We start from the raw sequence: 14,018 nt of genomic DNA on the forward strand, positions 1-14,018 counted from the left end.
CGTTACCCGCGCGCCCGCCGTCCGCTCCGCCGCGGGCGCGGTTCCGCGCCGTTCAGGAGATCCAGGCGGCGCTGTTCGCCGTCCGTCTCGACCCGGACGACGATCCGGCGCAGCAGGTCGGCCAGTTGGCGGGCCTCGGCGTCGCTGAGGTCGTCGGTGACGAACGCTTCCTCGGCGTTGAACTGCGGGAAGATCTCCGCCATCAGCTCCTCGCCCGCCGGGGTGAGGGAGAGCAGCGCGAGCCGGCCGTCGGTCGGGTGCCCGCTGCGCTCCATGAGGCCGCGCCCCTGGAGCGTGCGGGCGACGCCGGTGAGCGTGCCCTTGGAGATGCCGGCCTCCTCGGCGACCCGCCGGGTCTCCATCTCGCCCCAGATCCACACCACCCACAGCACCACGAACGAGGTCCAGGTCAGCTCGGCGCCGCGCAGCACCGAGTTCTCGAAGTGCTGCCGGACCGCGGCGGCGGCCCGGTAGATGTTGCCCACCGCGGCCATCTGCGCGTGCCGGATGGGCGTCTCACCGAGCTTGGCCTGTACCGCCTTCTCCGTGTCCCCGATGGAACGGTGGCCGGTCACCACGGCTTCTCCCGCATCTCCCCACACCTTCCTGCGAACCCGCCCGGACCCTTGCCGGGTGTCGTTTGTGGTCGTACGATCTGCCGCACCGCGATCCGTACGGGCTCAAACGATATCGCGGCCTCCCCAACATCGCCTGCCCAGCACCGCCTGCCCAGCTCGGCCTCCCCCGCCGCTCGCCCGTACGCCCGCGCCGCGCGCTCGTGCCCCATCATCCCCGCCCCAGGAGCCTGGCATGGCCATCGACCCACGCGCTCCCGCCGCCCGCCCGTCGGGCGCGGCACCGCCCGCGACCCCGTCGCCCCGCATCGGCGTCCCCGGCATCGTCTTCTTCATCATCGCCGCCTCGGCGCCGCTCACCGTCGCGGCCGGCGGCATCCCGCAGTCCCTCGGCGTCACCGGCGTCCTCGGCATCCCGCTGCTCTACCTGCTGATCGCGGTCCTGCTGGCGGTCTTCAGCGCGGGCTACGCGGCGATGAGCCGGCACATCACCGGCGCCGGCGCCTTTTACGCCTACGCGGCGCACGGCATCGGCCGCACCGCGGGCGTCGCCGCCGCCTTCGTCGCGCTGGTCTCCTACAACGCGATGCAGGTCGGCATCGCCGGGCTCTTCGGCGCCACCACCGCCGACTTCCTGAAGGCCCGCACCGGTCTGGACGTGCCGTGGTGGGCCCTCGTACTGGCCGCTACGGCGCTGGTCGGAGCGCTGGGCTACCGGCGGATCGACGTGGGCGCCAAGGTCCTCGCCGTGCTCATCGTCATCGAGTCCGGGACCGTGCTGGTCTTCGACATCGCGCAGTTCGGGCACGCCCCGCAGGGCGTCTCGCTGACCCCGCTCACCTGGCACGCGGCCACCGACGGCGCGCTCGGCGTCGCCCTGTGCTGCATCTTCGCCGCCTTCATGGGATTTGAATCGGCGGCGCTGTACGGCGAGGAGTGCAAGGACCCGCGACGCACGATCGGCCGCGCGACCTACACCGCCGTCGCGCTCATCGGCGTCTTCTACGCCGGCACGGCCTGGGCGATGATCAGCGGCGCCGGGGACGGGCACGCGGTGCGCTACGCCGCCGCGCACGGCCCCGAGATGATGTTCGCGCTGGGCGCGGACAGCCTCGGCCCGCTCTTCTCCGACCTGGCCCAACTCTTCCTGATCACCTCCCTGATCGCCGCACTGCTCTCCTTCCACAACGCGGTGGCACGTTACGTACGTTCCCTCGGCCGCGAAGGCGTGCTGCCGCGCGGGCTGGGCGCGCTGCACCCCCGGTACGGCTCCCCGGCGCGCGGCTCGCTCGCGCAGACCGCGGTGACGGTGGCCGTGACCGCGCTCTTCGCGCTGGCAGGCCGCGACCCGGTGGACGACGTCTTCACCTGGCTCACCAACCTCGGGGCGCTGGGCGTCATCCTGCTGCTGCTCGTCACGTCGGTGGCGGTGATCTGTTACTTCGCGCGCCGTGGCGGCAGCCGTACGGACGAGGGGCGGGGCGGCAGCCGTACGGACGAGGGCGCGTGGCAGCGGCTGATCGCCCCCGGGCTCTCGGCCGTGGCCCTCGCCGTGATCTTCTACCTCGCGCTCACCAACTTCCAGGTCCAGCTCGGCGTCGGCCCCGGCAATCCGCTCCGCTGGATCCTGCCCTGCCTGGTCCTCGTGGCCGCCGTGCTGGGCGCCGCCTGGGCCCGTTACCTGCGCGCGGCGCGCCCCGCCGCGTACGCCGCGATCGGCACCTGCGCCACGGACGACACGCCCTGATCACCGCCCCGCATCCCCCTTCGAGGAGCTGCCATGCCCGACAAGCCCCGGAAGCCCGTCTCCCGCCGCCACCTGCTCGCCGCCACCGGCGCCGCCACGCTCGCCGGCGGGACCGCCGCCGCCCTGGGAGCCGCCCCCGCCGCGTCCGCCGCGCCTCGCGTCCGCCCGCTCGACGGCCCCCGCCTCGTCCTGCTCGGTACCGCGGCGGGCCCGCCCCCGGAGGCGACGCGGCGCGGCATCGCCAGCGCGCTGGTCGTGGACGGTCGAACGTACGTGATCGACTGCGGACGGTCGGCCGTGACGCAGTACGGCCTGGCCGGCCTGAAGCTCGCCGACCTCGAGTCGATCTTCCTGACCCATCTGCACGCCGACCACATCGCCGACTACTACAACTTCTTCCTGCTCGGCGCGCAGCTCTCCAACGACGAGGACGACCTGATCACCAAGCCGGTGGACGTGTACGGGCCGGGCCCGGCCGGTGCGCTGCCGCCCGCCTTCGACAACGACGACCCGCCGGTCGTCGCGCCGCACCACCCCACCCCGGGCCTGAAGCGGCTCACCGAGAAGCAGATCGAGGCGTTCGCGTACAGCACCAACATCTTCATCCGGGACTCCGACATCGCGGATGTCCGGGACATCATCCGTACCCATGAGATCGAGCTGCCGGAGGGCACGGGCGCCCACCCGCTGGGCCCGACCGCGCCGCCCATGGAGCCGTTCGAGGTGAGGGACGACGGGACGGTCCGGGTGACCGCGATCCTGGTGGACCACGGGCCGGTCTTCCCGTCGTACGCCTTCCGGTTCGACACGGAGCACGGGTCGGTGGTCTTCTCCGGCGACACGGTCAGGCACGACAACGTCGTACGGCTCGCCCGGGGCGCCGACCTCCTCGTGCACGAGGTGATGGACGCGGACTTCTACCGCGCCGCCGGACTGCCGCCCGCCTACCTGGATCACATGTTGCAGTCGCACACGGACGTCACGGAGGTCGGCCCGATCGCCGAGGCCGCGGGCGTCGACACCCTCGCCCTGAGCCACATCTGCCCGTCCGACCCGAAGGACGTCTCCTCGGCGGAGTGGCGCCGCCGCGCGGGCAAGGGCTTCTCGGGCCGGGTCATCGCGGGCGAGGACCTCCAGCAGATCCCGCTGCGGAGGCGATGACCGGACCGCGGAGGCCGGGGCGCGGTCAGCCGCCCGACGTGTCCAGCTCCGCGTCCGCGCTCACGCCCGCGCAGTCGTACGGGTCGTCCAGCCAGCCGTCCGGGAGGACGACCTTGTTGCGGCCCGAGGTGCGGCCGCGCGGGCCGTCGGCGCCGGCCGGCCACGGCTGGTCGAGGTCCAGCTCGGCGAGGTGGTCGGCGAGTTCGGCGAGGGAGGAGGAGACGGCGAGCTTGCGGCGCATCTCCGAGCCGACCGCGAAGCCCTTCGTGTACCAGGCGACGTGCTTGCGGAAGTCGATCACGCCGCGCGCCTCGTCGCCCAGCCACTCGCCGAGCAGGGTGGCGTGCCGGACCATGACCTCGGCGACCTCCTTCATGGTCGGCCGCGCGTAGTCCTCCTCGCGGCCCTCGAAGGCGGCGACCAGGTCGCCGAAGAGCCAGGGGCGGCCGAGGCAGCCGCGGCCGACGACCACGCCGTCGCAGCCGGTCTCGCGCATCATCCGGAGCGCGTCCTCGGCGGACCAGATGTCGCCGTTGCCGAGCACCGGGATGTCGCTGACGGCGCCGACGTGCTCCTTCAGGCGCGCGATGGCCTCCCAGTCGGCGGTGCCGCCGTAGTGCTGGGCGGCGGTGCGGCCGTGCAGCGCGACGGCGGTGACGCCCTCCTCGACCGCGATCCGCCCGGCGTCGAGGTAGGTGATGTGGTCGTCGTCGATGCCCTTGCGCATCTTGATCGTGACGGGCAGCGAGCCGGCGTTGCCGACCGCCTCGCGCAGGATCGAACGCAGCAGGTGGCGCTTGTACGGGAGGGCCGAGCCGCCGCCCTTGCGGGTCACCTTCGGGACCGGGCAGCCGAAGTTCAGGTCGATGTGGTCGGCCAGGTCCTCGTCCGCGATCATGCGGACGGCCTTGCCGACGGTGTCCGGGTCGACCCCGTACAGCTGGATCGAGCGCGGCTTCTCGGTCGCGTCGAAGTGGATCAGCTGCATGGTCTTCTCGTTGCGCTCGACCAGCGCCCGCGTGGTGATCATCTCGCTGACGAAGAGACCCTTGCCGCCCGAGAACTCCCGGCACAGGGTCCGGAAGGGCGCGTTGGTGATCCCGGCCATCGGCGCGAGGACCACCGGGGGCTGCACACTGTGCGGGCCGATCTGCAGCGAGGACATCTGAAGCGGGTTCCTTCGACGGGGTACATGGGACGGGTGCGGCCTCCCATTGTCCCGCACGCGACGGGGCACCTGTACAGGGACCGGGCGGCCGCCCGCCACAGACCCCCACACAGATAATCGTTGTAACGTTCAATCATGCCCGAGCTCACCCACCGGCGACGGATGCTGGTGCTGGCGATCTGCTGCATGAGCCTGCTGATCGTCAGCCTGGACAACACCGTCCTCAACGTCGCCCTGCCGTCCCTCCGCCGCGACCTGGACGCCTCCGTGTCCGGTATGCAGTGGACCATCGACGCCTACACCCTGGTCCTGGCGTCGCTGCTGATGCTGGCCGGCTCCACGGCGGACCGGCTCGGCCGCCGCCGGGTCTTCCAGACCGGCCTGATCGTCTTCACCCTCGGCTCGCTGCTGTGCAGCCTCGCGCCGAGCCTGCCGTGGCTGGTGGCGTTCCGGATGGTCCAGGCGGTGGGCGGCTCGATGCTCAACCCCGTCGCCATGTCGATCATCACCAACACCTTCACCGAGCCGCGCGAACGGGCCCGCGCGATCGGCGTGTGGGGCGGTGTGGTCGGCCTGAGCATGGCCGCGGGTCCGGTGGTCGGCGGGCTGCTCGTGGAGGCCGTCGACTGGCGGGCGATCTTCTGGATCAACGTACCCATCGGGCTGCTCGCGCTCTTCCTGACCATCCGCTACGTCCCGCACTCCCGCGCGCCCCACCCGCGCCGCGTGGACCCCGTGGGCCAGGTCCTGGTCGTCCTGCTGCTCGGCTCGCTGACGTACGCGATCATCGAGGCGCCCGAGGCGGGCTGGAGCTCGCCGCTGATCACGGGCTGCGTCGCGCTGGCCGTACTGTCCCTCGCCGGGCTGATCGGCTACGAGCGACGGCGCACCGAGCCGCTGATCGAGCTGCGCTTCTTCCGCAGCGCGCCCTTCAGCGGCGCCACGGTCATCGCCGTGAGCGCGTTCGCCGCGCTCGGCGGCTTCCTCTTCGTCAACACGCTCTACCTCCAGGACATCCGCGGCCTCTCGGCGCTCGGAGCGGGCCTGTACATGCTGCCGATGGCGGTGATGACGCTGATCTTCGCGCCGCTGTCCGGGCGGCTGGTCGGCGCCCGCGGGCCACGGCTGCCGCTGCTGCTGGCCGGTACGGGCATGTCGATCAGCGGCGTCCTCTTCGCCGGCTTCGAGGCGGAGACCAGTACACCGCTGCTCTTCACCGGTTACGTGCTCTTCGGCATCGGCTTCGGGCTGGTCAACGCGCCGATCACCAACACTGCCGTGTCCGGGATGCCGCGCGCGCAGGCCGGGGTCGCCGCCGCGGTGGCCTCCACCAGCCGCCAGGTGGGCCAGTCGCTGGGTGTGGCCGTGATCGGCGCGGTGCTGGCGAGCGGCGCCGGGGCTGCCGCCTCCGACGACCGGTTCGCCGCCGCCGGCCGCCCGGCCTGGTGGATCATCACCGGCTGCGGCCTGGCCGTCCTCCTCGTCGGCGCCCTCACCAGCGGCCGCTGGGCCCGCGAAACGGCCCGCCGCGCGGCCCACCAGCTGGAGGAAGTCCCGGCGGACGGCCGAGCGGCCGGGAGCCGCCAGGAGCCCAGCCACCGGGAGCCCTAACTCGCGACGGCCTCCGCTGTCCCCGCGGCTTCCGCCGCCACCGCCAGCTCCCGCAGCCGTTCCAGCCGCTGCCGCGACGCCTCGTCCTGCGGGGAGTACACCGTCACCCGGATGCCCTCGCGCGCGCCGACGTACAGCGGGGTGTTGGCCACCCGCACCAGCCCGACCTCCGGGTTGTCGAAGGTCTTGGTCTTCGCCCTGGCACACAGCACCTCGTGCCGGTCCCAGAGCTCCCGGAACTCCGGCGAGGCCCGCTGCAGCCGCTTGAGCAGCGCCTTCCAGGCGGGCTCCGCGACGTGCTCGGCCATCGCGGCCCGGAAGCGGGCCGTCATCTGCCCCAGCGTCTTCTCCAGGTCGGGCACGGCGGCCCGCCACTCCGGGTGTGTGAAGGTCAGCCACAGGCAGTTGCGGTCCTGCGGCTCCAGCGCGTCGAGGTCGGTCAGCAGCCGCCCGTACGTGCGGTTGTACGCGAGGATGTCGTACCGCCGGTTCTGTACGCAGGCCGGGAACGGCTCCAGCTGCGCCAGCACCTGCCGCAGCTCCGGCGAGACCACCGCGCACTCGCCGCCGGGCGCCGGGTCGACCGCGTCGGCGAGCGCGAAGAGGTGCGCGCGCTCGCTGGCGTCGAAGAGCAGCGCCCGCGCGACCGCGTCCAGTACCTGCGCCGAGACGTGGATGTCCCGGGCCTGTTCGAGCCAGGTGTACCAAGTGACCCCGACCGCAGCGAGCTGGGCGACCTCCTCGCGGCGCAGCCCGGGGGTGCGCCGGCGGGCGCCGCGCGGCAGACCGACCCGCTCCGGCGGGATGCGTTCGCGGCGGCTGCGCAGGAACGCGGCCAGCTCGTGCCGGCGGACCCGGGCGGCGTCGCGGGCGGGCGCGGGGAGTTCCGTGACGGTCATGCTTCCAGGGTGGCGCACCGCCGAGCCGGTTGCCAGGTAGTGCCGGTACCAGGATGAGCACACTCTGGTACCCGGCTGGGCGCTGCCGGATCGTCGGAGTGTGAGCACCACGACGACACCTCAGACGACTCCCACGACGACGCCGGAGACGCCGGCTCCGGAAGGCCGCGGCGCCGGACCTTCAGCGGCCGCCCCCGCCGCCCCGGCCGCCCGCCTGACCGCACTCGGCCTGGCCACCCTCCTCCTGGGCGCCGCGCTGCCCATGACCGACTTCTTCATCGTGAACGTCGCCCTGCCGTCCATCGAGCGCGACCTGCGGGCCGGGCCCGCCGTCCTGGAGATGGTCGCGGCGGCCTACGCCATGGCGTACGCCGTGCTGCTCGTCCTCGGCGGCCGGCTCGGCGACACCTACGGCCGGCGGCGGCTGTTCCTGTGGGGCGCGGCCGCCTTCGGCGTGACCTCGCTGGCCTGCGGCCTGGCGCCGGACGCCTGGTCGCTGGTGGCGGCGCGGGCCGCGCAGGGCGCCGCGTCCGCGGTGATGCTGCCGCAGGTGCTGGCCACCATCCACGCCACGACGTCCGGCGCGCGGCGCGGCCGGGCGCTCGGCCTGTACGGCGCGACGGGCGGTGTCGCCGGGGTGGCCGGGCAGCTGCTCGGCGGGCTGCTGGTCTCCGCCGACCTGCTGGGCACCGGCTGGCGCGCGATCTTCCTGGTGAACGTGCCGGTGGTGGCGGCCATCCTGCTGCTGGGCCGGTTCTCGGTACCGGACAGCCGGGCGGCGCGGCCGTCCCGCGGCGACCGGGCCGGCACCGTCCTCTTCGCGCTCGCCCTGGTCGCGCTGCTGCTGCCGCTGACCGAGGGCCGGGCGGCCGGCGGTCCGCTGTGGTCCTGGCTACTGCTGGCCGCCGCACCCCTGCTGGCCTGGGCGTTCTACGTGGTCGAGCGGCGGGCCGAGCGCACCGGCGGCGCCCCGCTGCTGCCGCCCTCCCTGCTGCGCGAGCCGGGCGTCCGGCGCGGCCTGGCCGTCGCCGTGCCGCTCTTCGCGGGCTTCGGCGGCTTCATGTTCGTGGTGGCGGTCGCACTCCAGCAGGGGCTGCGGCTGTCGCCGCTGGTGGCGGGGGCCGCGGTGGTCCCGATGAGCGTGGCCTTCCTGGCCGGTTCGCTGTACGGGCCGCGGCTCGTCCCCCGCCTCGGCAGCCGGGTCCTGACGGCCGGCGCGCTGATCCACGCCGTGGGGCTGGCCCTGCTCGCCGGCACCGTCCTGGCCGGCTGGCCGCACCTGAGCCCGCTGACGCTCGCCCCCGGCATGGCCGTGATCGGCGCCGGCCAGGGCTTCCAGCTCCCGACGTACTTCCGGGTGATGCTGGCCTCCGTACCGCCGGAGCGGGCGGGCGCGGGCAGCGGCCTCTCGGTCACCGCCCAGCAGACCTGCCTGGCCCTCGGGGTCGCGACGATCGGCTCGGTGTACCTGGGCCTGGTCCCGTCGGCCGGCGTCCGGAACGCCCTGCTCATCGCCTTCGCCGTCCAGTTCGCGGGCCTGCTGGCGATGGCGGCCCTCTCCCGCCGCCTGCCGCGGTCCCTGAACTGACCCCGTCCCGCGCCCCGGAACGCCCCACCATGACGGCTGACGACTCGCAGATAACAGTTAACAAGTAACAGATATTGAATTCTGTCAGCTGTCATGGCACGGTGAAGGACATGCAGACTCGCACCCTTGGCACCACCGGCCCGCACACCTCCGCCCTCGGCCTCGGCTGCATGGGCATGTCCGCGCTCTACGGGGACACCGACCGCGCCGAGTCCCTCGCCACGATCCACGCCGCGCTGGACGCCGGCGTCACGCTCCTGGACACCGGCGACTTCTACGGCATGGGCCACAACGAACTGCTCATCAACGAAGCGCTCCGCACCGCTCCGGCGGCCGCCCGCGAAAAGGCCCTGACCAGCGTGAAGTTCGGCGCCCTGCGGACGGTCGAGGGCGCGTTCAACGGCTACGACGGACGGCCGGAGGCGGTGAAGAACTTCGCCGCTTACTCCCTCCAGCGGCTCGGCCTCGACCACATCGACGTCTACCGCATCGCCCGCCTCGACCCCGACGTACCGATCGAGGAGACCGTCGGCGCGATCGCCGAGCTGGTCGAGGCCGGGCACGTGCGCCACATCGGCCTGTCCGAGGTGGGCGCGGAGACGCTGCGCCGGGCCGCCGCCACGGCCCCGATCTCCGACCTCCAGATCGAGTACTCGCTCATCTCGCGCGGCATCGAGGCGAACGTCCTGCCCACCGCGCGCGAGCTGGGCATCGGGATCACCGCGTACGGGGTCCTCTCCCGCGGCCTGATCAGCGGGCACTTCTCCCGCGACCGGGAGCTGGCCGCGAACGACTTCCGCAGCTTCAGCCCGCGCTTCCAGGGCGCCAACCTCGACCACAACCTCGGCCTGGTCGACGCGCTGCGGAAGATCGCCGAGCAGCAGGGCGTCTCGGTCGCCCAGACCGCGATCGCCTGGGTGCTGGCCCAGGGCGAGGACATCGTCCCGCTGATCGGCGCCCGCACCCGCGAGCGGCTGACCGAGGCGCTCGGCGCCCTGGACGTCACGCTGGCCCCCGCCGACCTGGCGGCGATCGAGCAGGCGGTGCCGGCCGGCGCGGCCGCGGGCGACCGCTACCCCGCGGCTGCCATGGCCGACCTGGACAGCGAGCGCTGACCCCGCTCGGCGGCGGGCGGGGCGTCGGATACGGTCCGTAGCACGGCGCCCCACCCGCCGCTCCCGATCACGGAAGGCCCGAACTCCCCATGCCGTCTGAGCCGCTGACCCGCGAACGCATCCTCGAGGCCACCGAGGAGGTACTCCGCCGGCACGGCCAGGCCAAGGCCACGGTGGTGGACGTGGCGCGGGCACTGGGCGTCAGCCACGGCAGCGTCTACCGCCACTTCCCGACCAAGGCGGCGCTGCGCGAGGCGGTCACGGGGCGCTGGCTGGAGCGTACGACCGGGGTGCTCGCGGACATCGCGGCGGACACCGAAGGCCCCGCCGCCGACCGGCTGACGCGGTGGCTCGACACCCTCTTCGCGGCGAAGCGGCGCAAGGCGGGCGACGATCCCGAGCTCTTCGGCACCTACATGGTGCTGACGTCCGAGACGGCGAAGGTCGTGGACGCGCACGTCGCCGAGCTGGTGGGGCAGCTCACGCGGATCGTCGCGGACGGCATCGCGCAGGGCGCCTTCGCGCCCACCGATCCGGAACCGACGGCCCGCGCGGTCTTCGACGCCACGACCCGCTTCCACAACCCCGCCCACGCGGCGGAGTGGTCCGCCCCCGAGATCGAGCGGGAGTACAGGGCCGTCCTCACCCTGGTACTGGACGGCCTCCGCGCCCCGTAAGGGGCGCGGGGAACTGCGCGAGCAACCAGAACGGCGCCGCACCCGGCCACCGACCGCCACCACACAGACGCGAACCGGCCGGCCCCCGCAGCAAGCAGGGACCGGCCGGTAAAACCGCTGCGTCAGCAGCCCAGCAGACGCCCACCCAGGTACGACTGGATCTGGTCCAGCGACACCCGCTCCTGCTTCATCGTGTCGCGCTCGCGCACGGTCACGGCGTTGTCGTCGAGGGTGTCGAAGTCGACCGTGACGCAGAACGGCGTGCCGATCTCGTCCTGGCGGCGGTAGCGGCGGCCGATCGCGCCCGCGTCGTCGAACTCGATGTTCCAGTTCTTGCGCAGGTCCGCCGCGAGGCCCTTGGCCTTCGGGGACAGCTGCGGGTTCCGGGACAGCGGCAGGACGGCGACCTTGACCGGCGACAGGCGCGGGTCGAGGCGCATGACCGTGCGCTTCTCCATCTTGCCCTTGGCGTTGGGCGCCTCGTCCTCGATGTACGCGTCGAGCATGAAGGCGAGCATCGCCCGGCCGACACCGGCCGCGGGCTCGATGACGTACGGAGTCCAGCGCTCGCCGGCCTCCTGGTCGAAGTACGACAGGTCCTGGCCGGACGCCTTGGAGTGCGAGGAGAGGTCGTAGTCCGTGCGGTTCGCGACACCCTCCAGCTCGCCCCACTCCGAGCCGCCGAACTGGAAGCGGTACTCGATGTCAGCGGTGCGCTTGGAGTAGTGGGAGAGCTTCTCCTTGGGGTGGTCGTACCACCGGATGTTCTCCTCGCGGATACCGAGGTCGCGGTACCAGTTCCAGCGCTGCTCCATCCAGTACTCGTGCCACTGCTCGTCCTCGCCCGGCTTGACGAAGAACTCCATCTCCATCTGCTCGAACTCGCGGGTGCGGAAGATGAAGTTGCCCGGCGTGATCTCGTTCCGGAACGACTTGCCCATCTGGGCGATGCCGAACGGGGGCTTCTTGCGCGAGGTCTGCTGGACCTGGGCGAAGTTGGTGAAGATGCCCTGGGCGGTCTCGGGGCGGAGGTACGCGACCGAGCCGGAGTCCTGGGTCGGGCCGAGGTGCGTGGAGAGCAGGCCGGAGAACTGCTTGGGCTCCGTGAAGCCGCCCTTGTTGCCGCAGTGCGGGCAGTTGATGTCGGCCATGCCGTTGGCGGGCAGGTGGCCGTGCTTGGCCTCGTACGCCTCTTCCAGGTGGTCCGCGCGGAACCGCTTGTGGCACGAGGTGCACTCGGTCAGCGGGTCCGTGAAGGTGGCGACGTGACCGGAGGCCACCCAGACCTCCGAGGCCAGGATGACCGACGAGTCGAGACCGACCACGTCGTCGCGCGAGGTGACCATGTTGCGCCACCACTGACGCTTGATGTTCTCCTTGAGCTCCACACCGAGGGGACCGTAGTCCCAGGCGGCGCGCTGGCCGCCGTAGATCTCACTGCACGGGTATACGAAGCCACGGCGCTTGCTCAGGCTGACGATGGTGTCGATCTTGTCGGCGGCCACGGTGCTCTCTTCATTGCGACGACGAACGATGGATAGGAGCGGCGCCCTGGCGCCCCGAGCGGGTGGTGGTCGGGAGACGGTCGGGCGAATGGTTCAGGGTACCGGCGGCCGTACCCCCCGGATCAAATCGGTTCCCGCCCCTGTCCCCCTCTCACCTGGTTTGTTGACAATCGTTTCCAGCTTTGTTGAAAATGAGTGTCATGAACGTACGCCGTCGGATATCCACCGCGGCCCTCGCCGGCTCCGCCGTCCTGGGCCTTCTCGCCGTCTCCGCCTGCTCCACCTCCGGTGCGACGGGCAAGGAGGACGGCAAGCTCGCCGTGACGGCGTCCTTCTACCCGATGCAGTTCCTCGCCGAGAAGATCGGCGGCAGCCACGTCTCGGTGACCGGCCTCACCGCCCCCGGCACCGAGCCGCACGACCTGGAGCTCAGCCCGAAGCAGACCGCCCAGCTCGGCGAGTCCGACGCCATCGTCTACCTCAAGGGCGTCCAGCCGGCCGTGGACGAGGCCGTCAAGCAGTCCGGCGTGCAGCACACCGCCGACGCCGCCTCCTTCACCACTCTCGAACAGCACGGCAGCGAGGTCGGCGGCCACGACCACGGGCACGAGGAGCACGCCGAGGGCGGTCACGACCACGGTGACGAGTCCGGGCTCGACCCGCACATCTGGCTGGACCCCGTGAAGTACGCCGAGGCCGCCAAGGGCGTCGGGAAGACCCTCGCCGCGGCCGACCCGAAGCACAAGGCCGACTACGAGAAGAACACCGACGCGCTGGTGAAGCAGCTGGACAAGCTGAACCAGGAGTACAAGGACGGGCTGAAGAACCGTAAGTCGGACACCTTCATCACCACCCACGCCGCCTTCGGCTACCTCGCCGAGCGCTACGGCCTCACCGAGGAGGCCATCAGCGGCCTGGACCCGGAGGCCACCGACGTCAGCGGCAGCCGCGTGAAGGACCTCCAGGCGCTGGCGAAGAAGCACGACGTGCACACCGTCTTCTTCGAGACGCTGACCAGCCCCGACATGGCCAAGACGCTGGCCAAGGACGTGCACGCCAAGACGGACGTGCTCGACCCCATCGAGGGCATCACCAAGAAGTCCCGCGGCGACGACTACCTCTCCGTCATGGAGTCCAACCTCAAGGCGCTGCAGAAGGCACTGGGCGCCAAGTGACCGAAGGAGCTGCCATGAGCAGTACGGACGAGGCCGCGGCTGTCGTGTCATTGCGCGGCGCGAGCGCGGCGCTGGGCGCCCGCCCCGTGCTGCGCGGCGTCGACCTGACCGTGCGGCGCGGCGAGGTCGTCGCGCTGCTCGGCGCGAACGGCTCCGGCAAGTCCACGGCCGTCCGCGCGGTGGTCGGCCAGGTTCCGCTCAGCTCCGGCGAGCTGGAGCTGTTCGGCACGCCCGCGCGCCGCTTCAAGGACTGGGCGCGCATCGGGTACGTACCGCAGCGCACCACCGCGGCCGGCGGGGTGCCCGCCACGGTCCGCGAGGTCGTGGCGGCGGGCCGGCTGGCCCGTACGAAGCTGAAGTGGCCGGGCAGGGCCGACCGCGCGGCCGTCATGACCGCGCTGGAACAGGTCCGCATGGCCGACCGCGCGAAGGACTCGGTCGGCGCGCTCTCCGGCGGCCAGCACCAGCGGGTCCTGATAGCCCGCGCGCTGGTCGCCGAGCCCGAACTGCTGATCATGGACGAGCCGATGGCCGGCGTGGACCTCGCCAGCCAGGAGGTGCTGGCGGCGACGCTGCGCGCCCAGGTCGAGGCCGGCGCCACGGTCCTCCTGGTCCTGCATGAGCTGGGCCCGCTGGAGCCGCTCATCGACCGTGCGGTGGTGCTGCGGGACGGCTGCGTCGTCCACGACGGGCCGCCCCCGGAGGCGGTCGGCCAGCACGCGCTGCCCGGCCACGACCACGTACACCCGCACGCGGACGCGGCCCACGAGCCCGTCCGGACAGGACTGCTGACCTGA

General features: G+C 72.4%; 12 protein-coding genes. 8 read left to right on the plus strand and 4 right to left on the minus strand.

Annotated features, from left to right (window positions below; genetic code table 11):
• Positions 1-2: 2 nt before the first annotated feature.
• Positions 3-575, minus strand: coding sequence for a MarR family winged helix-turn-helix transcriptional regulator (locus ABT381_RS07780; protein WP_351589314.1), 573 nt, complete (start codon positions 573-575; stop codon positions 3-5).
• A 235-nt stretch (positions 576-810) separates the two neighbouring features.
• Here ABT381_RS07780 and ABT381_RS07785 point away from each other — a divergent pair, with 235 nt between their 5' ends.
• Both ABT381_RS07785 and ABT381_RS07790 read left to right on the plus strand, forming a co-directional pair.
• Positions 811-2,322: an APC family permease gene (locus ABT381_RS07785; RefSeq protein WP_351589317.1), complete on the plus strand. Its 1,512-nt coding sequence runs from the start codon at positions 811-813 to the stop codon at positions 2,320-2,322.
• Positions 2,323-2,355: 33 nt separating this feature from the next.
• The gene (locus tag ABT381_RS07790; RefSeq protein ID WP_351589320.1) at positions 2,356-3,483 is read left to right on the plus strand and encodes an MBL fold metallo-hydrolase; all 1,128 of its coding nucleotides are present in this window, start codon (positions 2,356-2,358) and stop codon (positions 3,481-3,483) included.
• Between the two features lie 25 nt (positions 3,484-3,508).
• On the opposite strand, the gene dusB is transcribed toward ABT381_RS07790, so the two are convergent.
• Positions 3,509-4,648, minus strand: a complete 1,140-nt coding sequence (gene dusB, locus ABT381_RS07795; protein ID WP_351589323.1) for a tRNA dihydrouridine synthase DusB — start codon at positions 4,646-4,648, stop codon at positions 3,509-3,511.
• Positions 4,649-4,786: 138 nt separating this feature from the next.
• On the opposite strand from dusB, the gene ABT381_RS07800 reads away from it, so the two are divergent.
• Complete coding sequence (locus ABT381_RS07800) at positions 4,787-6,262, plus strand: MFS transporter (RefSeq protein WP_351589326.1); 1,476 nt, start codon at positions 4,787-4,789, stop codon at positions 6,260-6,262.
• Here ABT381_RS07800 and ABT381_RS07805 read toward each other — a convergent pair.
• On the minus strand, positions 6,259-7,161 hold the full coding sequence (locus tag ABT381_RS07805; protein ID WP_351589329.1) for a helix-turn-helix transcriptional regulator: 903 nt from the start codon (positions 7,159-7,161) through the stop codon (positions 6,259-6,261). The two genes, ABT381_RS07800 and ABT381_RS07805, sit on opposite strands and share 4 nt — an antisense overlap.
• Positions 7,162-7,261: 100 nt before the next feature.
• Between ABT381_RS07805 and ABT381_RS07810 the strand changes: the two genes are divergently transcribed.
• The 3 genes from ABT381_RS07810 to ABT381_RS07820 all read left to right on the plus strand — a co-directional run bounded on the left by ABT381_RS07810 (position 7,262) and on the right by ABT381_RS07820 (position 10,541).
• Complete coding sequence (locus ABT381_RS07810) at positions 7,262-8,749, plus strand: MFS transporter (RefSeq protein WP_467754668.1); 1,488 nt, start codon at positions 7,262-7,264, stop codon at positions 8,747-8,749.
• A 110-nt stretch (positions 8,750-8,859) separates the two neighbouring features.
• Positions 8,860-9,864: an aldo/keto reductase gene (locus ABT381_RS07815; RefSeq protein ID WP_351589332.1), complete on the plus strand. Its 1,005-nt coding sequence runs from the start codon at positions 8,860-8,862 to the stop codon at positions 9,862-9,864.
• Positions 9,865-9,953: 89 nt separating this feature from the next.
• A complete protein-coding gene (locus ABT381_RS07820; protein ID WP_351589335.1) occupies positions 9,954-10,541 on the plus strand; it encodes a TetR family transcriptional regulator in 588 nt (195 codons plus the stop codon).
• A gap of 122 nt (positions 10,542-10,663) precedes the next feature.
• Here the strand turns inward: ABT381_RS07820 and ABT381_RS07825 are convergent, their stop codons facing one another.
• Positions 10,664-12,046, minus strand: coding sequence for a glycine--tRNA ligase (locus tag ABT381_RS07825; protein WP_351589338.1), 1,383 nt, complete (start codon positions 12,044-12,046; stop codon positions 10,664-10,666).
• Between the two features lie 200 nt (positions 12,047-12,246).
• Here ABT381_RS07825 and ABT381_RS07830 point away from each other — a divergent pair, with 200 nt between their 5' ends.
• Together ABT381_RS07830 and ABT381_RS07835 are read left to right on the plus strand one after the other, a co-directional pair.
• Positions 12,247-13,221 (plus strand): metal ABC transporter substrate-binding protein, encoded by a 975-nt coding sequence (locus ABT381_RS07830; protein WP_351589341.1) that lies wholly within the window; start codon positions 12,247-12,249, stop codon positions 13,219-13,221.
• A 14-nt stretch (positions 13,222-13,235) separates the two neighbouring features.
• Entirely contained in the window at positions 13,236-14,018 is a 783-nt protein-coding gene (locus ABT381_RS07835; RefSeq protein ID WP_351589343.1) for a metal ABC transporter ATP-binding protein, read from the plus strand.

Origin of the sequence: Streptomyces sp. NPDC000151 (assembly GCF_040301705.1) — a bacterium.
Classification (GTDB): domain Bacteria; phylum Actinomycetota; class Actinomycetes; order Streptomycetales; family Streptomycetaceae; genus Streptomyces.